General features: G+C 65.9%; 15 protein-coding genes and 1 tRNA gene. 12 read left to right on the forward strand and 4 right to left on the reverse strand.

What is annotated here, in order from left to right; all coding sequences use genetic code 11:
- Nucleotides 1-13: 13 nt before the first annotated feature.
- The gene (locus AC1VVM_RS02390) at nt 14-430 is read right to left on the reverse strand and encodes a secondary thiamine-phosphate synthase enzyme YjbQ (RefSeq protein WP_482955756.1); all 417 of its coding nucleotides are present in this window, start codon (nt 428-430) and stop codon (nt 14-16) included.
- A 478-nt stretch (nt 431-908) separates the two neighbouring features.
- On the opposite strand from AC1VVM_RS02390, the gene accD reads away from it, so the two are divergent.
- The 7 genes from accD to AC1VVM_RS02425 all read left to right on the forward strand — a co-directional run bounded on the left by accD (nt 909) and on the right by AC1VVM_RS02425 (nt 10,585).
- Entirely contained in the window at nt 909-1,757 is an 849-nt protein-coding gene (accD, locus tag AC1VVM_RS02395; protein ID WP_132390000.1) for an acetyl-CoA carboxylase, carboxyltransferase subunit beta, read from the forward strand.
- Entirely contained in the window at nt 1,754-2,206 is a 453-nt protein-coding gene (gene accB / locus AC1VVM_RS02400) for an acetyl-CoA carboxylase biotin carboxyl carrier protein (protein WP_482902628.1), read from the forward strand. The genes accD and accB overlap by 4 nt, the downstream gene beginning before the upstream one ends.
- Nucleotides 2,207-2,219: 13 nt before the next feature.
- On the forward strand, nt 2,220-3,569 hold the full coding sequence (gene accC / locus AC1VVM_RS02405) for an acetyl-CoA carboxylase biotin carboxylase subunit (RefSeq protein WP_132389996.1): 1,350 nt from the start codon (nt 2,220-2,222) through the stop codon (nt 3,567-3,569).
- A gap of 32 nt (nt 3,570-3,601) precedes the next feature.
- On the forward strand, nt 3,602-4,549 hold the full coding sequence (locus AC1VVM_RS02410; protein WP_482955757.1) for an acetyl-CoA carboxylase carboxyltransferase subunit alpha: 948 nt from the start codon (nt 3,602-3,604) through the stop codon (nt 4,547-4,549).
- A gap of 380 nt (nt 4,550-4,929) precedes the next feature.
- Nucleotides 4,930-8,334 carry a glycosyl hydrolase 2 galactose-binding domain-containing protein gene (locus tag AC1VVM_RS02415; RefSeq protein ID WP_482955758.1) on the forward strand — a complete coding sequence of 1,135 codons (3,405 nt, stop codon included), beginning with the start codon at nt 4,930-4,932 and terminating at the stop codon, nt 8,332-8,334.
- 2 nt (nt 8,335-8,336) lie between these two features.
- Entirely contained in the window at nt 8,337-9,125 is a 789-nt protein-coding gene (locus tag AC1VVM_RS02420; RefSeq protein ID WP_482955759.1) for a GDSL-type esterase/lipase family protein, read from the forward strand.
- A complete protein-coding gene (locus AC1VVM_RS02425) occupies nt 9,122-10,585 on the forward strand; it encodes a carboxylesterase/lipase family protein (RefSeq protein ID WP_482955760.1) in 1,464 nt (487 codons plus the stop codon). Before AC1VVM_RS02420 ends, AC1VVM_RS02425 begins: the two co-directional genes overlap by 4 nt.
- Before the next feature lie 184 nt (nt 10,586-10,769).
- Here AC1VVM_RS02425 and AC1VVM_RS02430 read toward each other — a convergent pair whose 3' ends face one another.
- Both AC1VVM_RS02430 and AC1VVM_RS02435 read right to left on the reverse strand, forming a co-directional pair.
- Entirely contained in the window at nt 10,770-11,693 is a 924-nt protein-coding gene (locus tag AC1VVM_RS02430) for an ROK family protein (RefSeq protein WP_482955761.1), read from the reverse strand.
- A 139-nt stretch (nt 11,694-11,832) separates the two neighbouring features.
- Nucleotides 11,833-13,158, reverse strand: coding sequence for an ROK family transcriptional regulator (locus AC1VVM_RS02435; protein ID WP_482955762.1), 1,326 nt, complete (start codon nt 13,156-13,158; stop codon nt 11,833-11,835).
- Nucleotides 13,159-13,371: 213 nt separating this feature from the next.
- Here AC1VVM_RS02435 and AC1VVM_RS02440 point away from each other — a divergent pair, with 213 nt between their 5' ends.
- The 5 genes from AC1VVM_RS02440 (at nt 13,372) to AC1VVM_RS02460 (ending at nt 22,184) form a co-directional block, all read left to right on the forward strand.
- Nucleotides 13,372-16,497, forward strand: a complete 3,126-nt coding sequence (locus AC1VVM_RS02440) for a TonB-dependent receptor (RefSeq protein WP_482955763.1) — start codon at nt 13,372-13,374, stop codon at nt 16,495-16,497.
- 97 nt (nt 16,498-16,594) lie between these two features.
- Complete coding sequence (locus AC1VVM_RS02445) at nt 16,595-18,130, forward strand: tryptophan halogenase family protein (RefSeq protein WP_482955764.1); 1,536 nt, start codon at nt 16,595-16,597, stop codon at nt 18,128-18,130.
- Nucleotides 18,131-18,242: 112 nt separating this feature from the next.
- Nucleotides 18,243-20,684 (forward strand): glycoside hydrolase family 3 protein, encoded by a 2,442-nt coding sequence (locus AC1VVM_RS02450; RefSeq protein WP_482955765.1) that lies wholly within the window; start codon nt 18,243-18,245, stop codon nt 20,682-20,684.
- A 22-nt stretch (nt 20,685-20,706) separates the two neighbouring features.
- Nucleotides 20,707-21,933, forward strand: coding sequence for an alpha-galactosidase (locus AC1VVM_RS02455; protein WP_482955766.1), 1,227 nt, complete (start codon nt 20,707-20,709; stop codon nt 21,931-21,933).
- A 177-nt stretch (nt 21,934-22,110) separates the two neighbouring features.
- Nucleotides 22,111-22,184, forward strand: a tRNA-Gly gene (locus AC1VVM_RS02460).
- A 51-nt stretch (nt 22,185-22,235) separates the two neighbouring features.
- On the opposite strand, the gene AC1VVM_RS02465 is transcribed toward AC1VVM_RS02460, so the two are convergent.
- The gene (locus AC1VVM_RS02465; protein WP_165912241.1) at nt 22,236-22,406 is read right to left on the reverse strand and encodes a hypothetical protein; all 171 of its coding nucleotides are present in this window, start codon (nt 22,404-22,406) and stop codon (nt 22,236-22,238) included.
- Nucleotides 22,407-22,430: the final 24 nt, after the last annotated feature.

Raw genomic sequence — 22,430 nt, forward strand, 5'->3', positions numbered from 1 at the left:
TTACAGATTGAATCTACGCGCCGAACAGGTGGAGCGCCACCTCCCTTCGATGCGGCATGCGGCGATGCTCGGCCAGATAGATGCCCTGCCACGTCCCCAGCGACATTTGCCCGCCGATCACCGGAATCGACAGGTTCACGCCGGTCAGCGTGGCCTTGAGGTGCGCGGGCATGTCGTCCGGCCCTTCATCGTCGTGATCGTAATAGGCGCCTTCCGGGGCGACGCGGTCCAGCCAGGCGACCAGATCGCTGCGCACCTCGCGCGCGGCATTCTCCTGAATCAGCAGTGAGGCGGAGGTGTGGCGACACAAAAGCGTCAGCAGGCCTTCGCCAATGCCGCTCTCCCGCTGCCACACCGCAATCGCCCGCGTGATATCGGTAAGGCCCCGGCCGGGGGTGTCGAAAGTGAGGATCGTGGTCGCCTGTCTCATGGTGCGGCCATCCTGATCGCAGGACTTCCCCCGATCAAGCCGTGGCATGAAGGGTGAATATGTCTCATTTCAGCAACAGGAGGGGTGTAGAAAGACCGAAAATTTCTTGCTTGACGTATTGGGAAGGTGGTGGAAGACAGCGAAGTTTGAGGGCTTCCATGTAACTTTACAGAGGCAGCGTCAGGACCATGGAAATCGAGGATTCCTGCGGCCTTAGCCCTTATGCCTCATGGACCCCGGTGCCCCGATCTGGCACTTTTTGTCCCAGCATCCTCGCGCAGGCGATTGATCTACCCATATCTGCCGCGTATTGCCGCGCTCGGCGACGGGCCGGCAGACCGGCACGGTGTCTGTCGTCCGCAAGGATCGTTCGGTCGCAGGATCTGCCGGAATTCGGCGTTTCCATACGGCTTCCGGACGGCCGCGAGATGAGCCCGGAAAATCACCGGGCCGCTCGGGTCTCACGCAAGGGTTGGTCATGAGTTGGCTTAGCAAAGTACGCAATTCCCTAGGGAACCTGAAGAAGCGGGACACGCCCGACAACCTGTGGACCAAGTGTCCCGGTTGCGGCGAGATGCTCTTCACCAAGGAGTTCGAGGACAACCTCTCGGTCTGTCCGCGCTGCCAATATCATGGCCGCATCGGTGCACAGCAGCGCTTCGACCAGTTGCTCGATGCCGGTTACGGCGTTCTCGCCGCCCCGCGCGTGCCGGAGAACCCGCTCAATTTCCGCGATTCCAAGAAGTATTCGGATCGCCTCAAGGCCGCTCGCGCCGCCAATGTGTTCCCCGATGCGCTGACCAATGCGCTGGGCGCGATCGAGGGCCGCAAGGTCGTCCTCGGCGTGCAGGACTTCGCGTTCATGGGCGGATCGATGGGCATGGCCGTGGGCGAAGCCTTCGTCGAAGCCGCCGAGCGCGCCATTGCCGAGAATTGCGGCTACGTCATTTTCACCGCTGCGGGCGGCGCACGCATGCAGGAGGGTATCCTCTCGCTCATGCAGATGCCCAAGGCGACCGTCGCGATCCGCCGCCTTGCGCGGGCGGGTCTGCCCTATATCGTCGTCCTGACCGATCCCACCACCGGCGGCGTCACCGCCAGCTACGCGATGCTGGGCGATATCCACATTGCAGAGCCCGGCGCCCTTATCGGCTTCGCCGGCCAGCGCGTGATCCAGGACACGATCCGCGAGAAACTCCCCGACGGCTTCCAGCGCGCCGAGTACCTCCATGCCCACGGCATGGTGGACATGGTGGTCCACCGCAAGGACCTCAAAGGCACGCTGGCCTCGCTGCTCGGCTATCTTGAACGAAAGGAAGTTGCGTGAACATCGACAGCGCGCTGGTACGCGAGCTCGCCGAGCTCCTGGCTGAAACCGGCCTGACCGAAATCGAGGTCGAGGACGGCGAACGCAAGATCAAGGTCACGCGCCAGGTTGCGCAGCAGGTCTTCGCTGCTGCCGCCCCGGCCATGCCTTACGCCGCCCCCGCCGCTGCGCCGGCTGCCGCCGCTCCGGTTGCCGAAGTGGCTCCGGCCGCTCCGGTCGACGCGGTGAAGTCGCCGATGGTCGGCACCGCCTACCTCGCACCGGAGCCCAGCGCCCCGAACTTCATCAGCGTGGGTCAGCAGGTCAAGGCCGGCGACATCCTCCTGATCGTCGAAGCCATGAAGGTGATGAACCAGATCGTCGCGCCCAAGGGCGGCACGATCACGGCGATCCTCATCGAGAACCAGCAGCCGGTCGAATTCGACCAGCCGCTCGTCGTGATCGCCTGAGGACAATAATCTGATGGCCATCAAGCGCCTCCTGATTGCCAACCGCGGCGAGATCGCGCTGCGCATCCACCGCGCCGCGCGCGAGATGGGCATCGAAACCGTCGCGGTCCACTCGACCGCCGATGCCGAAGCCATGCACGTGCGCCTTGCCGACCATGCGGTCTGCATCGGCCCGCCCGCGGCGAAGGATTCGTACCTCAATGTCGCGGCGATCATCGCTGCGGCCGAGATCACCCATGCCGACGCGATCCACCCCGGCTACGGCTTCCTTTCGGAGAACGCTCAGTTCGCCGAAATCGTCGAGGCGCATGGCCTGATCTGGGTCGGCCCCAAGCCTGAGCACATCCGCACGATGGGCGACAAGGTGCAGGCCAAGCGCACCGCTGGCGCCCTCGGCCTGCCGCTGGTTCCGGGTTCGGACGGCGCGATCGAGGATTTCGCCGTCGCGCGCGATCTGGCCGAGACGATCGGTTACCCGGTCATCATCAAGGCCGCTTCGGGCGGCGGTGGCCGCGGCATGAAGGTCGTGAATTCGGCCGAGGAACTTGAAAGCCAGATGGGCCAGGCCCGTTCGGAGGCGAAGGCCGCCTTCGGCGATGCCACCGTCTACATGGAAAAGTACCTCGGCAACCCGCGCCACATCGAATTCCAGATCTTCGGTGACGGCAAGGGCGAGGCGGTGCATCTGGGTGAGCGCGACTGCTCGCTGCAGCGCCGCCACCAGAAGGTGCTGGAAGAAGCGCCTTCGCCGGTCATCACCCCCGAAGAGCGCGACCGCATGGGCGGCATCGTAGCCAAGGCCATGGCCGACATGGCCTATCGCGGCGCCGGCACCATCGAGTTCCTTTGGGAAAACGGTGAGTTCTACTTCATCGAGATGAACACCCGCCTGCAGGTGGAGCATCCGGTGACCGAAGCCATCACCGGCGTCGACCTCGTGCGCGAACAGATCCGCGTGGCCGAAGGCAACCCGCTTTCGTTCCGCCAGGAAGAGATCGAGTTCAAGGGCCACGCCATCGAGTGCCGCATCAACGCGGAAGACCCGTGGAACTTCACGCCTTCGCCGGGTCAGGTCACCGCCTACCACGCGGCGGGCGGCATGAACGTGCGCGTCGATTCGGGGCTCTATGCGGGCTACCGTATCCCGCCCTACTACGATTCGATGATCGGCAAGCTCATCGTCTCGGGCCGTACCCGCAAGGGCGCGATCATGCGCCTGAAGCGTGCGCTGGATGAAATGGTGATCGACGGTGTGAAGACCTCGATCCCGCTGCATCAGGCGCTGCTGGACGATCCCGAGTTCCAGAGCGGCGACTATACCATCAAGTGGCTGGAAGAGTGGCTGGCGAAGCGCGCCGGTTGAGGCGCGCTGCAACAGACCTGAACGGATAGAGCATGATCTCGTTTCTTGAATTCGAAAAGCCGATCGCGGAACTGGAAGCGCGCATTGCCGAACTGCGCGCGACTGCCAGCGGCAGCGATCTCGACATCGCGTCCGAGATCGGCCGTCTGGAAAAGAAGAGCGCGGCGCTGCTGAGCGGCACTTACGCCAAGCTCTCGCCCTGGCAGAAGACGCAAGTGGCGCGCCATCCGCAGCGCCCCCACTTCGTGGACTACCTCGCGCTCGGCTTTACCGAGTTCGTGCCGTTGGGCGGTGACCGTCTCTATGGCGAAGATCAGGCGATCATCGGCGGTCTGGCCAAGCTCAATGGCCGCAAGGTCATGCTGATCGGCCACGAGAAGGGTTCCGACACCACTTCGCGCATCCGCCACAACTTTGGCATGGCCAAGCCCGAAGGCTATCGCAAGGCGATCCGCCTGATGGAAATGGCCGGCAAGTTCGGCCTGCCGGTGATCACGCTGGTCGATACCGCCGGTGCCTTCCCCGGCGTCGAGGCCGAGGAACGCGGTCAGGCGGAAGCGATTGCCCGTTCGATCGAGGCCTGCCTTGGCGTGCCGGTGCCGATGGTTTCGGCCATCGTCGGCGAGGGCGGCTCCGGCGGCGCGGTGGCGCTGGCTGCGGCCGACCGCGTGCTGATGCTCGAACACTCGATCTACTCGGTGATCTCGCCCGAGGGCGCTTCGTCGATCCTCTGGCGCACGCCGGACAAGGCCCCCGACGCGGCCGAGGCGATGAAGGTGACGGCGCAGGATCTGCTTGCGCTCGGCGTGATCGAGCGCGTTGTGCCCGAGCCGACCGGCGGCGCGCACCGCGATGCCGACAAGGCCGCGCAGGCGCTGCTTGGCGCCATCGAGCAGGAACTGGACGCACTCCGCGCGCTGCCGACCAGCGAACTGCTGGCCCGCCGCGAGGAACGCTTCCTGGCAATCGGCCGGGCCTGACGTAAGGCTACGATCCAAGACTTCGCACGGCGCGGAAAGGGCAAGGCTCTTTCCGCGCCGTTTGCGTTTGGGTCTGCGGATTTATTTCGCCCAACCTTCCCCGCCCTCTCCCCTCCCCGACCTCCCCGACCTCCCCGACCTCCCCGACCTCCCCATCTCCGCTCGTCCTGAGCTTGTCGAAGGACCACAGCGCAGCGCCAGCGTCCTTCGACAAGCTCAGGACGAGCGGAGATGGGCGCTATCGGCAAACAACCCCAGAACCAACCAATCCCCCATTCTCCGCAGCCGATTATATAAAAACATTTGGCTTTTGCCTCGGCTACGTGTTTGGTGCGGCCGAAGCCCGAACACCGGGCAAGCGACACGTGAAAGGGATGAGGATGAGCAACGGGGCGAAACTGCGCGCGCGCACGGCATGGATGACGGCCTGCGCAATGGCGGTCATCGCGACATCGCAGGCGGCAACTGCACAAGTCGCCGGACCTTTCGATCTCGCCGTGATCCCCGCCTCCCCGGTCTGGTCGCAGGACATCACCATGCCCGCCGGCGACTGGACCCTCTCTTTCTGGGCCTCGCTGGACAGCAATGAGGGTGGCACGCTGGCAACCCTTGCCGGCAAGGACAGTAATACCGCGCTGGCCTCGATCGCGGTGACCGGCGGCACGCCGGTACTGAACGCGAACGGCCAGACCGCAAGCGGCGCAGCCCTGCGCGGCGGCCAGTGGCACCACTTCGCGCTGGTCAACACGGCCAAGGGCCTGACGCTCCTGGTCGACGGGAAACCCGCCGCCACGCTCGCGCAGTCCCTCACTACCCAACCCGCGCGCTTGCTGGTCGGCGCCGCACCGGCCCCAGCCGCTCACCTCGGCGGTCTGCGCCTCGATCTGGGCGCGACCTCGCCCGGCGACTTGCGCCATGCCGCCGCAACGCCGCCCAATCCCGCGCTGATGCAGTTCGCCGAAACCAGCCCGCGCTGGCCGCTGCAAGTGCGCCAGATGCAGGGGCAGGTCACCCCGCAGCCGGTCTCGACACTGCCGCGCGGCGCCGCGCCGGACAAGCCGGTCGCCAAGCCGGTGCCGCAAGTCACCCCGCTCGCCGAAAACGGCGCGGGCAAGTGGACGCTCCAGAAGTGGACGCTCGCCGCCGCGCCCGACGTGAACGGCGATGCCGCCACGATCTCGCGCCCCGGCTTCGGCGATGCTCGGTGGTATGCGGCCACCGTCCCCGGCACCGTGCTGACCACCTTGGTCGATCGCGGCGTCTATCCCGATCCGGCGCACGGCCTCAACAACCTCGCCATCCCTGAGAAGCTGGCGCATCAGGACTACTGGTATCGCACCGAGTTCGACCTGCCCGCCGGCGCCTCCGGCCGCCACCTCGAACTCCTGCTCAACGGCATCAACTATGCCTCGCAGATCTGGGTCAACGGCACCGAAGTCGGCACGACCAAGGGCGCCTTCGTGCGCGGCAAGTTCGACGTTTCGCCGCTGCTGAAGCCCGGCCGCAACGCCATTGCCGTGCGCGTCTCGCCCCCACCTCGCCCCGGCATTGCCCATGAGGAATCGCTGACGTCCGGCGTCGGCGAAAATGGCGGCATGATGATGCTCGACGGGCCGACGTTCGGCGCGGCGGAAGGCTGGGACTGGATCCCGACCATCCGCGATCGCCAGACCGGGCTCTGGCAGGACGTCCAGCTCCTCGCCACCGGAGACGCGCGCATCGGCGACCCGCAAGTCGTCACCACGCTGCCCAAGGCGGACAACAGCGTGGCCAATATCGAGATCACCGTGCCGGTCGCCAACCTTTCGGACCGCGCCGTCACCGCCACCGTGCGCGCCGCGTTCGACGACGTGGCGGTGGAGCGCAGCGTGACCGTGCCCGCGCGCCAGTCGGTGGACGTGCGCTTCTCGCCCGAGACCGATGCCGCGCTGGCCGTGGCCAACCCGAAGCTGTGGTGGCCCAACGGCTATGGCGATCCGGCCCTGCACACCGCCCACATCTCGACCGCGATCGACGGCCAGCAGTCGGACAGCAAGGACGTGCGCTTCGGCATGCGTCAGGTGACCTACGAGATTTCGCTGGTGGACCAGAGCGGCCATCTCGACCGTGTTGCACTGGACATGGAAAAGGCGCGCAGCCTTGGCCAGCGGATCGTCGATCAGCGCCATGACGCGATCCGGCAAGTGCCGGGCGGCTGGGCCTATTCCTTCGCGCCCGGTGCCGAAAAGTCGCCCGCCGTCACTCCGATTGCCGGTGACGAGGGGCTCTCGCCCTTCCTCGTGCTCCGCGTCAACGGCGTGCGCATCGCCGCGCGCGGTGGCTCGGTGGGCATGGACGACTTCATGAAGCGCGTCGATCGCGCGCATCTGGAGCCCTTCTTCAAGCTGCACCAGGACGCCCACGTCAACATCATCCGCAACTGGATGGGCCAGAACACGCAGGCGAGCTTCTTCGACCTTGCCGACGAATATGGCCTGATGGTCATGAGCGATTTCTGGGAATCGACGCAGGACTACAATATCGAGTCGCAGGACCCGACGCTGTTCCTCGACAATGCGAAGGACGTGGTTTCCCGCTTCCGCAACCATCCCTCGATCGTGGTGTGGTTCGGCCGCAACGAAGGCGTGCCGCAGCCGATCCTCAACGAAGGGCTGGAAAACCTGCTGCGCACGCAGGACGGCACGCGGCTCTACATGCCCTCTTCCAACCGCATCAACCTGCACGATTCCGGGCCCTACAACTGGCGTGAGCCGGAGAAGTACTTCACCGAATATTCGAAGGGCTTTGCGGTAGAGGTCGGCACCCCCTCGTTCCCGACGCTGGAATCGTGGGAGCGCGTGATCCCGGCGAGCGAGCGTTGGCCGGTCAGCGACACCTGGGCCTATCACGACTGGCACCAGAGCGGGAACGGCGCGGTGAAGAGCTTCACCGATGCCATGGACCGCGAATTCGGCAAGCCCACCAGCCTGCCCGATTTCGAGCGCAAGGCGCAGATGCTGGAATACGAAAGCTACCGCGCGATCTTCGAAGGCATGAATGCGGGGCTCTGGACCGAGAATTCGGGCCGCATGCTGTGGATGACGCAGCCGGCATGGCCCAGCTCGGCCTGGCAGGTGTTCTCGTCCGACTATGACACCCACGGTGCGTTCTACGGCATGAAGAAGGCTTCCGAGCCGGTCCACGTGCAGATGAACCTGCCCGATCACAAGGTCATCCTCGTCAACAACCGCATGGCGGCGCTGCCCGGCGTGACGGTGCGGGCAACAGTGCAGGCGCTCGACGGGCGGACGCTTGCCACCCGCGATGCCAAGGTGGACGCAGTGGCCGGCAAGGTGAACGATGCCTTCACGCTCGACCTTGCGCCGCTGATGGCCTCGGGTCCGGTGCTGGTGCGCCTGGAAGCGCTGGACAGCGCGGGCGCGCGGCTTTCGGACAACTTCTACTGGCAGGCCGCCAGCGACGAGGCGCTTCAGGGGCTGAGCGCCATGGCGCAAGTGCCGCTGACCGGCACGGCCAAGGTCAGCACCGAAGGCAGCGATACCAGGATCGAAGTCACCCTGACCAATCCCGGCAAGACCGCCGCGATCCAGACCAAGCTCACGCTGTTCGACGCCAAGGGCAAGCAAGTGCTTCCCGCCTACTACTCGGACAACTATGTCTCGCTGCTGCCGGGTGAGACCCGCACCGTGACGGTCACCGCGCCGAGCGCGCTCGCGGGCGGTTCACCCTCGGTCAAGCTGCGCGGCTGGAACGTCGCGGCCCAGACCATTGCCGTGAGGAATTGATCTTGAAGCGTAATCTTGCCTGCCTTGCCTGCCTTGCCCTTTCCGCGATCCTGCTGCCGGCTTCGGCCATGGCGCAGCCGGCCACCACGGCCCCTGCCGCCGTCAATGCCGCCGCGCAGGACGCGGAAGCGCGGCTCCATACCGACTGGGCGTGGACCGCGCGCTACCGCGACGCCAATGCCGTGGACGCCGCCAAGGCGCCGCGTCCGCGCATCGTACTGATGGGCGATTCGATCACGCAGGGCTGGTACGATCTTGACCGCGCCTTCTTCACGCCGGGCCGGATCGGGCGCGGCATCGGCGGGCAGACGACCTCGCAGATGCTGCTGCGCTTTCGGCAGGATGTGATCGACCTCAAGCCCGATGTCGTCCAGATCATGGCGGGCACCAACGACATCGCCAGCAACACCGGCCCGATGACAGACGACCAGATCCAGGGCAATTACCGCTCGATGGTGGAACTGGCGCAGGCACACGGCATTCGCGTGATCCTCGCCTCGATCCCGCCGGCGGACCAGTTCCCGTGGCGCCCGGGTCTGGAGACCGGCATGCGCATCGTCCGGCTCAACACCTGGCTCAAGAGCTATGCCGCCAAGACCGGCTCGGTCTATGCCGACTACTGGACGGCGATGAAGGGCTCCGGCCTCGGCGCGCGCGATGGGCTGACGTCTGACCATGTGCACCCCACCGTCGCCGGCTACGAAGTGATGAACAAGGTGGCCGAAGCGGCATTCAAGGCGGCGCTGGCCAAGCCCGCGGCCCGGCCGATTCCCGCCGCGCTGATTCCGTGAGCGCTGCCCTCGCGGCACTGCTGCTGGCGTCTTCGGCGCCCGCAGCCGGTGCGCCTCCGGTCGTCACTGTCGATACCGGGACGATCCGGGGCGAGACCGGCGCGGACGGTCGCACGGTGTTCCGGGGTATCCCTTTCGCAGCGGCGCCGGTGGGCGACTTGCGCTGGCGCGCGCCGCAGCCGGTGAAGCACTGGCCGGGCATCCGCGAGACCGTCAGATCCGCCCCCGCCTGCCTCCAGATCGACTATGGCTGGAACCGCGAGGCGGCGGCGAACCAGTCGGAAGACTGCCTCTATCTCGATGTCGCCACGCCTGCGCTGCATCCGGCCAAGCCGCTGCCGGTGATGGTGTGGATCCACGGCGGCGGCAACCGCGCCGGAGGGGGCCCCGGCCCCGGAGATTCGCCGATCGTCGCGCGCGGCGTGGTGCTGGTGAGCGTGCAATACCGCCTCTCGGCGCTGGGCTTCCTGTCGCATCCGGCACTTGGCGCGCATTCGGGCAATTACGGGCTGATGGACCAGCAGGCGGCGCTGCGCTGGGTGCAGGCCAATGTGGCGCGCTTCGGCGGCGATCCTGCCAATGTCACGATCTTCGGCGAATCCGCCGGCGCGCAGGACGTGGGCCTGCAATTGCTGTCTCCGGGCGGCAGGGGCCTGTTCCGCAAGGCCATCGAGGAGAGCGGCACGCCCGGCTTCGGCCTTCCCCCGCGCTCGCTGGCGGACAACGAGGCGCTGGGCGAGATCATCGCCACGTCCGCCGGTGCCCCGCCCCATGCCAGCGCCGCGCAGCTGCGCGCGCTGCCGGGCAAGGCGCTGATCGAAGCGAGCGAACACGTCGATGTCCCGAACCTCGACGATGACAGCTTCATCTGGCTTCAGGCCGTGGTCGATGGGGTGGTGCTGACCGAAACGCCCGCCGCCTCGCTGGCGCGCGGCGTCGGCAAGGACGTGCCGCTGATCCTGGGCAACAACTTCCACGAACTGGGCCTCTACGGCACGCCCGAACGCGCCATCGCGCAGGGCTTCGGCAGCAATGCCAAGGCCGCACTGACGGCTTACGGCCTTGCGCCCGGAGGCACGCCGCCTGCCGACCTTGCCCTGCGGCTTGCCAACGACCTGACCTTCCGCTGCCCCGCGCTCCATGTCGCGGCCGAGCGCACGCGGGCAGGCGCGGCGACCTGGCACTATCAGTTCGATATCGAGGGACCCGGCGACAAGCCGGTGACTCACGGCTCGGAAATCCGCTTCGTGCTGGGCGAGGACGGTGCGGCATCGGACGCCGCCGCGCCGCTTGCAGCCTATTGGGTGAACTTCGCGCGAACCGGTGATCCGAACGGTGCCGGGCTGCCGGACTGGCCGCGTTTTGGGCCGCGCGGGACCAGTCTTGAACTGGCCGCCAGTGGGGCACGACAAGTGGAGGGGCTGGCCGCCCGGACCTGCGCCTTGCGTGCTGCGCCCTGACAGTCTCGGTGCGCTGCCGGGCTAGGGGCGTTTTTCAATCATTGGGATTCGCGCAAAGGCGCAAAGGCGCGAAGAGATTGTGAGGCACCCCAGGCGTCTCTTTCCGTCCAACATGGCGGTTTCTGCCGTGTCAGACGGAAAGATGCGGCTTCGCCGCTAAAACAACCTCTTTGCGCGAAAATCCTCAAGCTTCGGCCGCAGCCGCTTCCTCGACATCCCAGAGCAGCGCCGCGCCGCGCACGCCGGAGCTGTCACCCCAGCGGGCCTGCACCACGTCTCCGGACCATGCGCCCGAGAAGCTGAGCGCGCGGATCGCCTCGCTCAGCCCGTCATAGATCGGCGCGACGTTCGACATGCCGCCGCCCAGCACGATGGCGTCGGGATCGAACAGGTTCGCAACCACGGCCAGCCCGCGCGCCAGACGGTCGCGGTAGCGTTCGAGCGCGGTCGCGGCCGCTTCGTCGCCCGCCAGTGCCGCCTGCACAATCGAAGGCGAATCGAGATCGCGCCCGGTCTCCGCCACGAAAGCGCGCCGGAAGCCGGTGCCCGAAACCCACGATTCGAAGCAGCCGCGCAGGCCGCACCAGCATTGCGGCGTGGGCAATTCGTCCGGCTCCGGATTGGGCAAGGGCATGTGGCCCACTTCGCCCGCCAGCCCGTGCGCGCCATTGACGACGCGGCGGTCGATCACCAGTCCGCCGCCGCACCCGGTGCCGATAATCAGCCCGAAGACCGAAGCCTTGCCGGCGGCGGCACCGTCAATCGCCTCGGACAGGGCGAAGCAATTGGCGTCATTGGCAAGCCGCACTTCGCGGCCGAGCGCCTGCCTCAGGTCCGCGCGAAAAGGCCGGCCGTTGAGGTAGACCGAGTTGGCGTTGCGCATCAGCCCGGTCGCCTGCACTTCCGACCCCGGCGCGCCGATGCCGACGCAGGCCCGGCGGCCGAGTTGGCCTTCCACCGAAGCGACAAGGTCGCGCAGCGTGGTCAGCGCCTGTTCGTAATGCGCGGGCGTTTCGGTGCGCAGGCGGTGAACCACCTGCCCCTGCTCGTCCAGAGCGGCCGCCTCGATCTTGGTGCCGCCGAAATCGATGCCAATTCGCAGCGTCACAGTGCTGCCCGCGCGATGTGCGCCATGCGTTGCATAGACCCTCTCCAGTCGCGTCCGCGCTTCCCTCACCGGGGCGCGGCGCCTGATGTTACCAGGATCGTATAATGGCAGGTCGATTGATTAAGACAAATTCTTTTTTTTAGATTTCGAGCGTGCGTCCCGCCTGCATGAGGATCGTATCGGAAGGCAGGAGCTGATCAAGGAGCGGCAGGATTGCCGCGCCGATGGCCGGGGCATCGCTCGCCATCTGTGCGGGCTGGACCGGTACCCGGTTGGGCATCGGCACTTGTCCCAGCGCCGCCTCGATCCGCGCGGAGAGGCGCTGGATCAGAGGCAGCGGCAGGCGCCCGCCGATCAGAATGGCATCGGGATCGAGCAGGCACGAAACCGCCACCAGCGGCACCGTGAGCGCGCGCGTGGCATCGGCGATCCACTGGTCGATCGTGGTCGCCATGACCGGATCGAGCGCCAGCAGGTCCTCCAGCCGCTCCAGCTTGCGCCCAGCCAGTTCCAGACGTTCTTCGATGGCCGAAAGCGAGACGGTGTCCTGCACCAGCGCGCCCGGCTCCGCGCCGCCCGGATCGGGCAGCAGGCCGATCTCGCCGCTGCGCAGGCGCGCGCCGCGATAATAGCTGCCGTCGATCACCGGGCCGCCGCCAAGACCCGCGCTGATCAGCAGGTAGAAGAAGCTTGGCCGGTCCTGCCCGCCAACGCCCTGCGCCTCGCCCAGCGCAGCCGCCGCTGCGTCGTTGTCGACGTGGATCGGCCAAGGCAGCACGTCCTTCAAAAGATCGCAGAAATCGACCTTGCTCCAGCTCTCGTACCCGGCCGGCTTGTGCGGCAGGGCAATGCCGCCAAGGTCGTCGGGACGTGCCACGCCGACGCCGAGAATGCGGTCCCGGTCCACGCCGCCGTCCGCCAGCAGCCCATCAAGGTCGGCGGCGATGATCGTCACCACGTCGGCCGGCATCGCGAAGCGCACCTCGCGCGTGATCCGGCTGCGCACTTCCCCAGCCAGATCGAGCGTGACCAGCGTGATATGGTCGCGGTCGACATTGAGGCCGATCGCGAAGGCGCCGTCGGGATTGATCGCCAGCCGCAGCGCCGGCTGGCCGCGTCCGCCGTGCTTGCGCCCCACTTGCGCGACAAGGCCCATGTCCTCCAGCCGCGTGGTGATGTTGGCGATGGTCGGCGGCGTCAGCCCGGTCTGGTTGGCGAGCGCAATGCGTGTCGTCTCCCCCGCGAGGCGGACCGCCTGGAGCACGATGCGCTGGTTGTAGTCGCTCGCCCGCGCCAGATTGGTGCCGGACAGTGAGACGGCCAGCCGCCGTCCCGGTTGGGGCCGGGTACCTTCTCCGGACGCCGCGTCGGCGATGCCGCCTTCCGCAGTGGTTTCAGCAGCAACCGGAGCGGCCTGTTTTCCGGCCTGCTTCGCGGTCTTTCGGGTGCGATCCTCTTTTTTCATGGTGTGTGATTACAACCACTCTGTCACGCAAACTAACAAAAAAGAAAAAATTTAAGTTGACGCATTTGGGGGTTTGGGCTGATGTTTAAATCAACACGAGTCACAAGAACCCTCGTGCGAAGAGCGGACGCGGTACGAACACAATCGACCGGCCCTCTTCCAAAGAATGGGAACCACGCCAACTGCGCGTGTGAGGAGAGGAGCTTTGGGGGTATGATTCAGCCTGGTTTTCTGAATCGTGGCGTTCTGCTGACAGCCACGTCGATCGTTGCACTGGGTGCAGCACATTCCGCATTCGCGCAGGAAGCAGCGCCCGTCATCACCGGTGCCGCCACCCGCCTTGCTGTTGCCGACACCACGTCCGGCGCCCCTCAGGCCGCCTCGGCCAGCACGCCCAACGGCGGCGGTGACGAAATCGTCATCACCGGTATTCGCGGCTCGCAGGAGCGTTCCGTCGCCCTGAAGCGCGATGCCACCTCGGTGGTCGATTCGATCTCCGCGCAGGACATCGGCAAGCTGCCCGACGTCACCATTTCCGACTCACTCCAGCGCATCCCCGGCGTGCAGATCCTGCGCAGCGCCGGCGAAGGCTCGACGATCAACATCCGCGGCCTGCCGCAGGTGACCACGCTGCTCAACGGCGAGACTTATCTCGGCGCGCAGTCGATCACCACGACGCAGCCGAACTTCGACGATATTCCCTCGCAGCTCTTCGCCGGCGCCGACGTCATCAAGTCGACCACCGCGAGCCTGCTGAACTCGGGCATCACCGGCACCGTCAATCTGCGCACGCGCCGTCCGTTCGACCTCAAGGAAGGCTTCACGTTCGCAGCCGCCGCCGAAGGTTCCTACGGCGACAAGACCAAGCACAAGTTCGACCCGAACTTCAACGGCCTGATCTCCTGGCACAACGACCGCTTCGGCGTGATGGTGTCGGCCGCCTATTCGGACGTGCGCCTGTTCAACTCGCACAACGGCATCCAGGAAGGCTACGGCGCCGCGCTTCATAACGAAGGCACGCTCGACGCCACCTCCAACGGCGGCTTCTCGCCTTCGTTCCGCCCGCGCGGTACCCCTGTGGCCGGCGGCGTGGACGTCAATGACAACGGCACCGCCACCGATGCCTTCATCGTTCCGCAGGGCTTCACCGGCTGGAACAAGATCAACGAGCGCCAGCGCCTGGGCATCAACGGTTCGTTCCAGTGGATGGTCAACGACGCGCTGACGCTGACCGGCGACGGCTTCTTCACCAAGCAGGACGAGCACGACCGCATCGCCGGCTTCCAGATGCAGAACGTCAACTGGCAGGCGGCAGAGTTCGTCCCCGGCCAGTCGCGCGATACCGGTGCGACGTATGTCGACCCGAACGACCACAAGACCTACAACATCAACACCACGCAGGTGTACAACTACGATCTGGGTAACTTCGATTCCTACTCCCAGAACGATCGCTATCAGTCGCAGTCGCAGAACTACAACCTTGAGCTGAAGTTCGACAACGGCGGCCCGTTCAAGGCCACCCTGCGCGGCGTCTATGGCAAGGCGCACCAGTACTACGACCAGAGCTACCTGCAGTTCAGCATGTCCAACGGCCTGCAGTGGCAGCCGGGCGGCATCGGCCACTATCCGGCCTCGCTGGGCGGCGACCGCGCGTTCAACCCGAACGGCTTCACGGTCAACACGATCGCCGGCCTGAACTCGCTGCCCGCCACGGTGGACTTCACCGGCAGCAAGCCGAGCATCAGCCTGCCTTCGCAGCTGGTGAGCGAACTGGGCGACGTCAACGACTACGCGCTCAAGACCATGTCGTCCGAAGGTAACTACCGCCGCAACGGCGACCTCAAGGTCATCCGCGCCGATGGTTCCTACGAAGCTTCGCCCGACCTGACGCTGAGCTTCGGCGCGCGTTATTCGGATCGTTCGGTCTCCGACTACGAATTCGACCGCGCGGCACCGCTCTACGCCGGCAACGGCGCCAGCGATCCGAACGGCTGCCTCGTCAAGTGGAAGGCGTTCGACGTGCCGATGAGCGACAAGTCGTGCAGCGCGGGCGATGCCTCCGGTTACTTCACCGCCGGCCTCACCCGCCCCGCCAGCGACCCGACGCTGGCCAGCAACGTCAAGCTGTTCAACCCCGGTGTCGCCGGCGTGCCCAGCATGTACGTCCTCGATCCCAAGACGATGGACAACGCTCTGGCCTTCCAGAACGGGTTCTATCCGGGCAATGTCGAGGTCATGAACCCCGGCGCGTCGTACTCGGTCGGCGTCAAGCAGATCTCCGGCTACTTCCAGATGGACTTCCACGGCGATCTGTTCGGCCTGCCGTTCAGCGGCAACGGCGGCGTCAAGGTCATCAACACCAAGCTGGACATCACCCAGTACGGCAGCGCCGGTCCGCAGCCTTACGGCATGGCCAATGCAGTGGGCGCCGCGATCGAGACCAAGCGCGACTTCACCGACATCCTGCCGGCCTTCAACGTCGCCTTCGATCTCCAGCAGAACCTCAAGCTGCGCTTTGCCTTCTCGCGCACGATGACGCTGCTCGATCTCAACCAGTGGGGCGGCGGTCTGACGCCGGGCTACGCGATCGACACCAGCATCCCCGGAACTCCGGTGTTCCGCGTGACCGGCGGCAACCAGAGCGGCAACCCGCTGCTCGATCCCTGGCGCGCGACCAACGTCGAAACCTCGCTTGAATACTACATCGGGCGCGGCAGCCTGCTGAGCCTCGGCGCGTTCCACATCAACGTCGAGAGCTTCATCCAGAGCGGCAACATTGTCCGCAACGACCTGCCCGACAACGACGGCGTGGTGCGCAACCGCACGGTCTCGATCACCATTCCGGTGCAGGGCGAGGGCGGCACGCTTCAGGGTATCGAAGCCGGCGCCAAGCTGTCGTTCCTGGATCTTGGGTTCATGCCCAACTTCCTGCGGAACTTCGGCGTCGACACCAACTTCACCTATTCGCCTTCGGACACCGGCCAGAAGGATCTTGCCGGCAACAAGGTGCCGTTCCAGGACAACTCGGAAATCCAGACCAACGTCGCGGTGTTCTATCAGGACTCGCGCTTCCAGGCCCGTGTCGCCTGGAACTACCGCTCGAAGCGCGCGGTGCAGTCTGACTTCGGCGGTATCTCCGGCCTCGAACTCTACCAGGCGCCGACCAACTACGTCGACGCTTCGGTCAGCTACGATGTCACGCCGAACGTGACCCTCTATGCGCAGGGTTCGAACCTGACCGGCGAGTACGAGAAGTACTACCTGACCTGGACCGACGAGAAGGCCTACAACAACATCTTCGAGCGTCGTTACACGGCTGGCGTTCGCGTCAAGTTCTAACCCGCTCCTCCCCCTTCCCCCCGCCCACTCCTCCTCCGGGCGGGGGGATCCCCTTTTCAGGGCGCTTGCGCTAGCAATCGCTCGGGGAGACAAATCCATGGCAAACGAACCGATTCGTTCCATCCTGATCGTCGGTGGCGGCACCGCCGGATGGATGGCCGCCAACCTGCTGGCGACGCGCCTGCGCCGCCTTCCCATCGAAATCACCCTGGTCGAAAGCCCCGATATCCGCACGGTCGGCGTCGGCGAGGCGACCGTTCCCGCGATCCGCGATTACTTCAGAGCCATCGGCGTGACCGAGGCCGAAGTCATGCGCGCGTCGCAGGGCACCGTGAAGCTGGGCATCGAATTTCGCGACTGGCGCGCGCCGGGCACCAGCTTCTTCCATCCCTTCGGCCGTTACGGCGTGGACGCCTTCTCGGTGCCATTCCACCAGTACTGGCTCAAGCGCCGCATGGCGGGCGACGAGACGCCGCTTTCCGCCTATTGCCTGCCGACGCAGGCGGCGATGCGCAACCTGATGCTGCTGCCGCCCGAACAGCCCGCCAACGACCTTGGCGTGTTCGACTGGGCGATCCATTTCGACGCCGGCCTCTTCGCCCGCTTCCTGTCGCAGCGCGCGCAGGACGATCTGGGCGTGCGGCATGTCGAAGGCACGATCTCCGGCGCCAAACGGGACACCGAGAACGGCCGCATTGCATCGGTCTCGCTGAGCGACGGACGCACGCTGGAAGCCGATCTCTTCATCGACTGCTCGGGCTTCCGCAGCCTCTTGCTGGGCCAGACGCTCGAAGTCCCTTACGAGGACTGGACGCATCTGCTGCCCTGCGACCGCGCGGTGGCCATGCCCTGCACACATGGCGACGAACTGACGCCCTATACCCGCAGCACTGCGCTTCCCGCTGGCTGGCAGTGGCGCATCCCGCTCCAGCACCGTGTCGGCAATGGCTACGTCTATTCCAGCCGCCACATCTCCGACGACGAGGCGACCGCCACGCTCATCGCCAACCTTGAGGGCGAGGCACTGGCCGAGCCCAACATGCTGCGCTTCCGCACCGGGCACCGCACGCGCGTATGGGAGAAGAACTGCGTCGCGCTGGGCCTTGCGGCGGGCTTCCTCGAACCGCTGGAATCGACCTCGATCGTGCTGATCCAGAGCGGGATCGAGCGCCTGCTCGCCCACTTCCCCGATCGCGATTTCGATCCCACGCTGGCGGACGAGTTCAACCGCATCACCGCGCTCGAATACGCGCGCATCCGCGACTTCCTTTTGCTGCACTATTGGGGCGGCCAACGGAACGAGCCGATGTGGCAGAAATGCCGCGCGCTCGATCTGCCGGAAACGCTGGCGCAGCGCATCCGCACGTTCAAGGGCTCCGGCAAGCTGCCGCGCTTCGAATGGGATTCGTTCCAACCGCCAAGCTGGCTGTCGATGTTCGCCGGTTTCGATATCTGGCCGCCACGCCACGATCCGCTGGCGGACCAGTTCTCCACCGAGGAACTGGCCGGGACTTTCGGGCAAATACGCGAAGCCATCGGCCGCGCGGTGGCGCTCGCCAGCCCTCACGCAGACTTCATTGCGGACACATGCGCCGCGCCCTCTTCGCCGCAGCCTGCGGCACAGCCCGCCTAGAGCATGATCCGTTCATACTGAATCGGATCACGCTCTATTTGACCTTTGTTTGCCGCATTTTCTGAATCGTCAGGTGATCCCACCGGACTTGAAAATGCTCTAGGACGACCAGATGCGACTGACGCTTTCCTCCCTCCTCGCCCTGTCCTGCGCGGCTGTGCCGATGGCTGCCGCGCTCGCGGATGCGCCGCTGCCGGCTGCCGCCACCGCGCACCCCGAACTCTGGCCGCAGGGCAAGAGCGTGGGCCTCGTCGATCCGGAGACCGAGGCGAAGATCACCAAGATGATGGCCGAAATGTCGGTGCGCGAGAAAGTCGGGCAGATGATCCAGCCCAGCATCGCCTCGATGAAGCCGGAAGAACTGCGCGAATATCCGGTCGGCTCGATCCTTGGCGGTGGCAACGATCCGCCGCTCTCGGGCAATGACCGCGGTCCCGTGGGCGACTGGATCGCTACGGCCGAAGCCTTCCGTCAGGTCTCGATCGAGAAGCGCCCCGGCCACGTGCCGATTCCGGTGATCTTCGGCATGGATTCGGTCCACGGCAATTCGAACGTCTTCGGCGCCACGATCTTCCCGCACAACGTCGGCCTCGGCGCCATGCGCGATCCGGCGCTGATGGAGAAGATCGGCGAAGTGACCGCCGCCGAAAGCGCCGCCTCGGGCTTCGACTGGGCCTTCGGTCCCACTGTCACCGTGCCGCAGGATGACCGCTGGGGCCGCAGCTACGAAGGCTATTCGGAGCGCCCCGAGATCACCCGCGAATATTCCGCCGCGATGGTGCGCGGGCTTCAGGGCGTGCCCGGCAAGGCCCGCATCCAGAACGGAAATGTCGCCGCCTCGATCAAGCACTTCCTCGCAGATGGCGGCACCCATGGCGGCATCGACCAGGGCGACGCGCAGATCTCCGAAAAGGACCTGATCGCCATCCACTCGCCCGGCTATGTCAGCGGCATCGATGCCGGCGCGATGACGGTCATGGCCAGCTTCTCCTCGTGGAACGGCGTCAAGAACCACGGCAACAAGTCGCTGCTGACCGACGTGCTGAAGGGCCGCCTCGGCTTCGAGGGCTTCGTGGTGGGCGACTGGAACGCGCATGGCCAGATCCCCGGCTGCACCAACGGCAATTGCCCGCAGACCTTCAATGCCGGTCTCGACATGGCGATGGTGCCGGGTGACTGGAAGGACCTGTTCAACAACACCCTGAAGCAGGTTCAGGACGGCACGATCCCGATGGCCCGCGTGGACGACGCGGTGCGCCGCATCCTGCGCGTGAAGTTCAAGCTGAACCTGTTCGATCCCGCGCGCCCCTTTGAGCAGAAGCAGATGCTCGGCATTCCCGAGCACCGCGCCGTCGCGCGGCAGGCGGTTTCGGAATCGCTGGTGCTGCTCAAGAACAACGGCGCGCTGCTGCCGATCAAGCCGGGCCAGAAAGTGCTCGTCACCGGCACCCATGCCGATGACGTGGGCCTGCAATCGGGCGGCTGGACGCTCTCGTGGCAGGGCACCGGCAACACCAATGCCGACTTCCCCGGCGCCACCACGATCTGGGCCGGCCTCAAGTCCGCGATCGAGGCAGCCGGCGGCAGTGCCACGCTCAGCGCGGACGGCAAGGTCACCGGCCCCAAGCCCGACGTTGCCGTCGTCGTGTTCGGCGAGACGCCCTATGCCGAAATGGTGGGCGATATCTCCACGCTGGAATTTCAGCCGGGCGACAAGCAGGCGCTGGCACAGCTCAAGGCGCTGAAGGCGCAGGGCATTCCGGTGGTCACCGTGTTCCTCTCGGGCCGCGCGCTCTGGGTGAATCCCGAGATCAACCAGTCCGACGCATTCGTCGCCGCCTTCCTGCCCGGCTCCGAAGGCGCCGGCATTGCCGACGTACTCGTCGCGAAGAAGGACGGCACGCCCAACAAGGACTTCCGCGGCAAGCTCAGCTACTCGTGGCCGAAGAACGCGGGCCAGTTCGCCAACAATGTCGGCCAACCGGGCTACGACCCGCAGTTCGCCTATGGCTACGGCCTCACTTACAAGGACCACACCACGGTCCCGCAGCTGAGCGAAGTGGCCGGGCTCGACGCCTCGCTGTCGAACGTCTCGGTCTACTTCCTGCCCGGCCGCATCCTGCCGCCGTGGAAGCTTGCGACCGGCGGCGCCGTGGCGATGAAGAACGTGGACGGCGGCGGCACCCAGGAAGGCGCGCGCCAGCTTGCCTTCTCCGGCCCCGGCGAAGTGCGCATCGAAGGCCCGCAAGTGGACCTCAGCCGCCAGAGCAACGCCATGCTCAGCCTGCGCATCGATTATCGCATCGATGCCAAGGGCGCGAATGCGCCGAAGCTCGGCATGGGCACCACGTTCGTGGACGGCGGCAAGGTCTTCACCGCTGCGCCCGGCCAGTGGTCCAGCGTCAAGGTCTCGCTCTCGTGCTTCGCGGCGGCGGGCGCCAACATGAACGCCATTGCCCGACCCTTCGTGCTGCAAGGCGATGCCGGGCTCACGCTTTCGATCGCCACGGTCAAGCTCGACGCCGATCCCACCGGCGCGATCTGCCCCAAGTAAGCGCGAAGAGAGAACGCCCACCATGTCGCGTTTCGCGAAATTCGTCGCGCTCGCCCTGAGCCTTGCCCCTCTGGCGCTCACCAGTCCGGCGCTGGCGGAGGAAGTGGACCAGAACCGCCTGCCCCCTTCGCAAGACCCGGCGCGCGTGGCCAACGGCCTCGCGCAGACGCCGCCGATGGGGTGGAACAGCTGGAACAAGTTCGCCTGCAACATCTCGGAAAAGACGATCCGCGAAACGGCGGACGCCATCGTCTCCACCGGCATGCGGGATGCGGGATACAATTACCTCGTCATCGACGACTGCTGGCACGGCGAGCGTGACGCCAAGGGCTTCATCACCGCCAATGCCAAGGCCTTCCCCTCGGGGATCAAGGCACTGGCGGACTACGTGCACGCCAAGGGCCTGAAGTTCGGCATCTATTCGGACGCCGGCACCAAGACCTGCGGCGGCCGCCCGGGCAGCCAGGGCCACGAGTATCAGGACGCGATCACCTACGCATCGTGGGGCGTCGATTACCTCAAGTACGACTGGTGCAGCACCGGCAGCCGCAATGCCGAAGAAGCCTATGCGCTGATGTCGGACGCCTTGAAGGCCAGCGGCCGCGACGTGCTGCTCTCGCTCTGCGAATGGGGCACCAACAAGCCATGGCTCTGGGCCTCGAAGATCGGCAACATCTGGCGCACCACGGGCGACATCACCGACAAGTGGTCCGGCAAGCACGGCTATGCGCTAGGCATGCTCGATATCGTTGACCTCAACGAGCCGCTCTGGCCCTTCGCCGCGCCGGGGCACTGGAACGATCCCGACATGCTGGAAGTCGGCAACGGCGGCATGACGACGGCCGAATACCGCAGCCATTTCTCGCTCTGGGCGATGATGGCCTCGCCGCTGATCGCCGGTAATGACATATCGAACATGAGCGCCGACACCGCCTCGATCCTGCTCAACAAGGACGTCATCGCGGTCGATCAGGACAAGCTGGGCCGCCAAGGCCGCCGCGTCGCCAAGGACGGGAACGGCGAAGTCTGGGTCCGCACCCTCGCCGATGGCCGCCGCGCCGCACTGCTGTTCAATCGCGGGGAGACGCCGGTCTCTCTGACGGTGAACTGGGCGCAACTCGACTATCCGGCCAGCCAGTCGCTCAAGCTGCGCGACCTCTGGGCACACCGCGATCTCGGCGCGTTCAAGGGCGCCTATTCGGCGCAAGTCGAACCCCACGGCGTGGTCATGGTGACCCTGACGCCCTGACCGGCCCGGGCGCTCGCCCTCCCCTATCGGAATCCACCCTTGCCCGGCTCAATCCCTTTGAGCCGGGCTTTTTCTTTGACCCCGTGTCGAGCCTGCGGATCAAATTGATGCAGCACGCCATATTGACGGACCGCCCGTCCCCGTGGCAATGGCTCGCCTCTGGCCAAGCGCCGGCGTGCGGGTGTAGCTCAATGGTAGAGCAGCAGCTTCCCAAGCTGAATACGAGGGTTCGATTCCCTTCACCCGCTCCACCGCAAAAATCCGAAATTCAAGCGACCTCCAACGTAGGTCGCGTGGCGGCCTCACGCGAAGAAAATGAGCCCGCCCAGTCCCAGCACCACGGCAAGGCTGATCAGCAGGAATTTCATATCGGAACGGATTTCACGGTCGACATCCGATCTCGCCCGACGCTGCTCGGTTGAGCTGGGGTTGCGGATCTCGTCGAGTTCGTCGTCGAAGTGCGGTCTGGCCATGTCTCATCCTACCGGCCCGGATGG

Source organism: Novosphingobium sp. BL-S-33, from assembly GCF_056857025.1.

What these genes read in the sequence shown, in the direction of transcription:
- AC1VVM_RS02390 (WP_482955756.1), bottom strand. Translation starts at nt 430, where the DNA reads ATGAGACAGGCGACCACGATCCTCACTTTCGACACCCCCGGCCGGGGC.
- AC1VVM_RS02435 (WP_482955762.1), bottom strand. Translation starts at nt 13,158, where the DNA reads ATGAAAAAAGAGGATCGCACCCGAAAGACCGCGAAGCAGGCCGGAAAA.
- AC1VVM_RS02440 (WP_482955763.1), top strand. Translation starts at nt 13,372, where the DNA reads ATGATTCAGCCTGGTTTTCTGAATCGTGGCGTTCTGCTGACAGCCACG.
- accD (WP_132390000.1), top strand. Translation starts at nt 909, where the DNA reads ATGAGTTGGCTTAGCAAAGTACGCAATTCCCTAGGGAACCTGAAGAAG.
- AC1VVM_RS02450 (WP_482955765.1), top strand. Translation starts at nt 18,243, where the DNA reads ATGCGACTGACGCTTTCCTCCCTCCTCGCCCTGTCCTGCGCGGCTGTG.
- AC1VVM_RS02465 (WP_165912241.1), bottom strand. Translation starts at nt 22,406, where the DNA reads ATGGCCAGACCGCACTTCGACGACGAACTCGACGAGATCCGCAACCCC.
- AC1VVM_RS02445 (WP_482955764.1), top strand. Translation starts at nt 16,595, where the DNA reads ATGGCAAACGAACCGATTCGTTCCATCCTGATCGTCGGTGGCGGCACC.
- AC1VVM_RS02455 (WP_482955766.1), top strand. Translation starts at nt 20,707, where the DNA reads ATGTCGCGTTTCGCGAAATTCGTCGCGCTCGCCCTGAGCCTTGCCCCT.
- accC (WP_132389996.1), top strand. Translation starts at nt 2,220, where the DNA reads ATGGCCATCAAGCGCCTCCTGATTGCCAACCGCGGCGAGATCGCGCTG.
- AC1VVM_RS02415 (WP_482955758.1), top strand. Translation starts at nt 4,930, where the DNA reads ATGAGCAACGGGGCGAAACTGCGCGCGCGCACGGCATGGATGACGGCC.
- AC1VVM_RS02410 (WP_482955757.1), top strand. Translation starts at nt 3,602, where the DNA reads ATGATCTCGTTTCTTGAATTCGAAAAGCCGATCGCGGAACTGGAAGCG.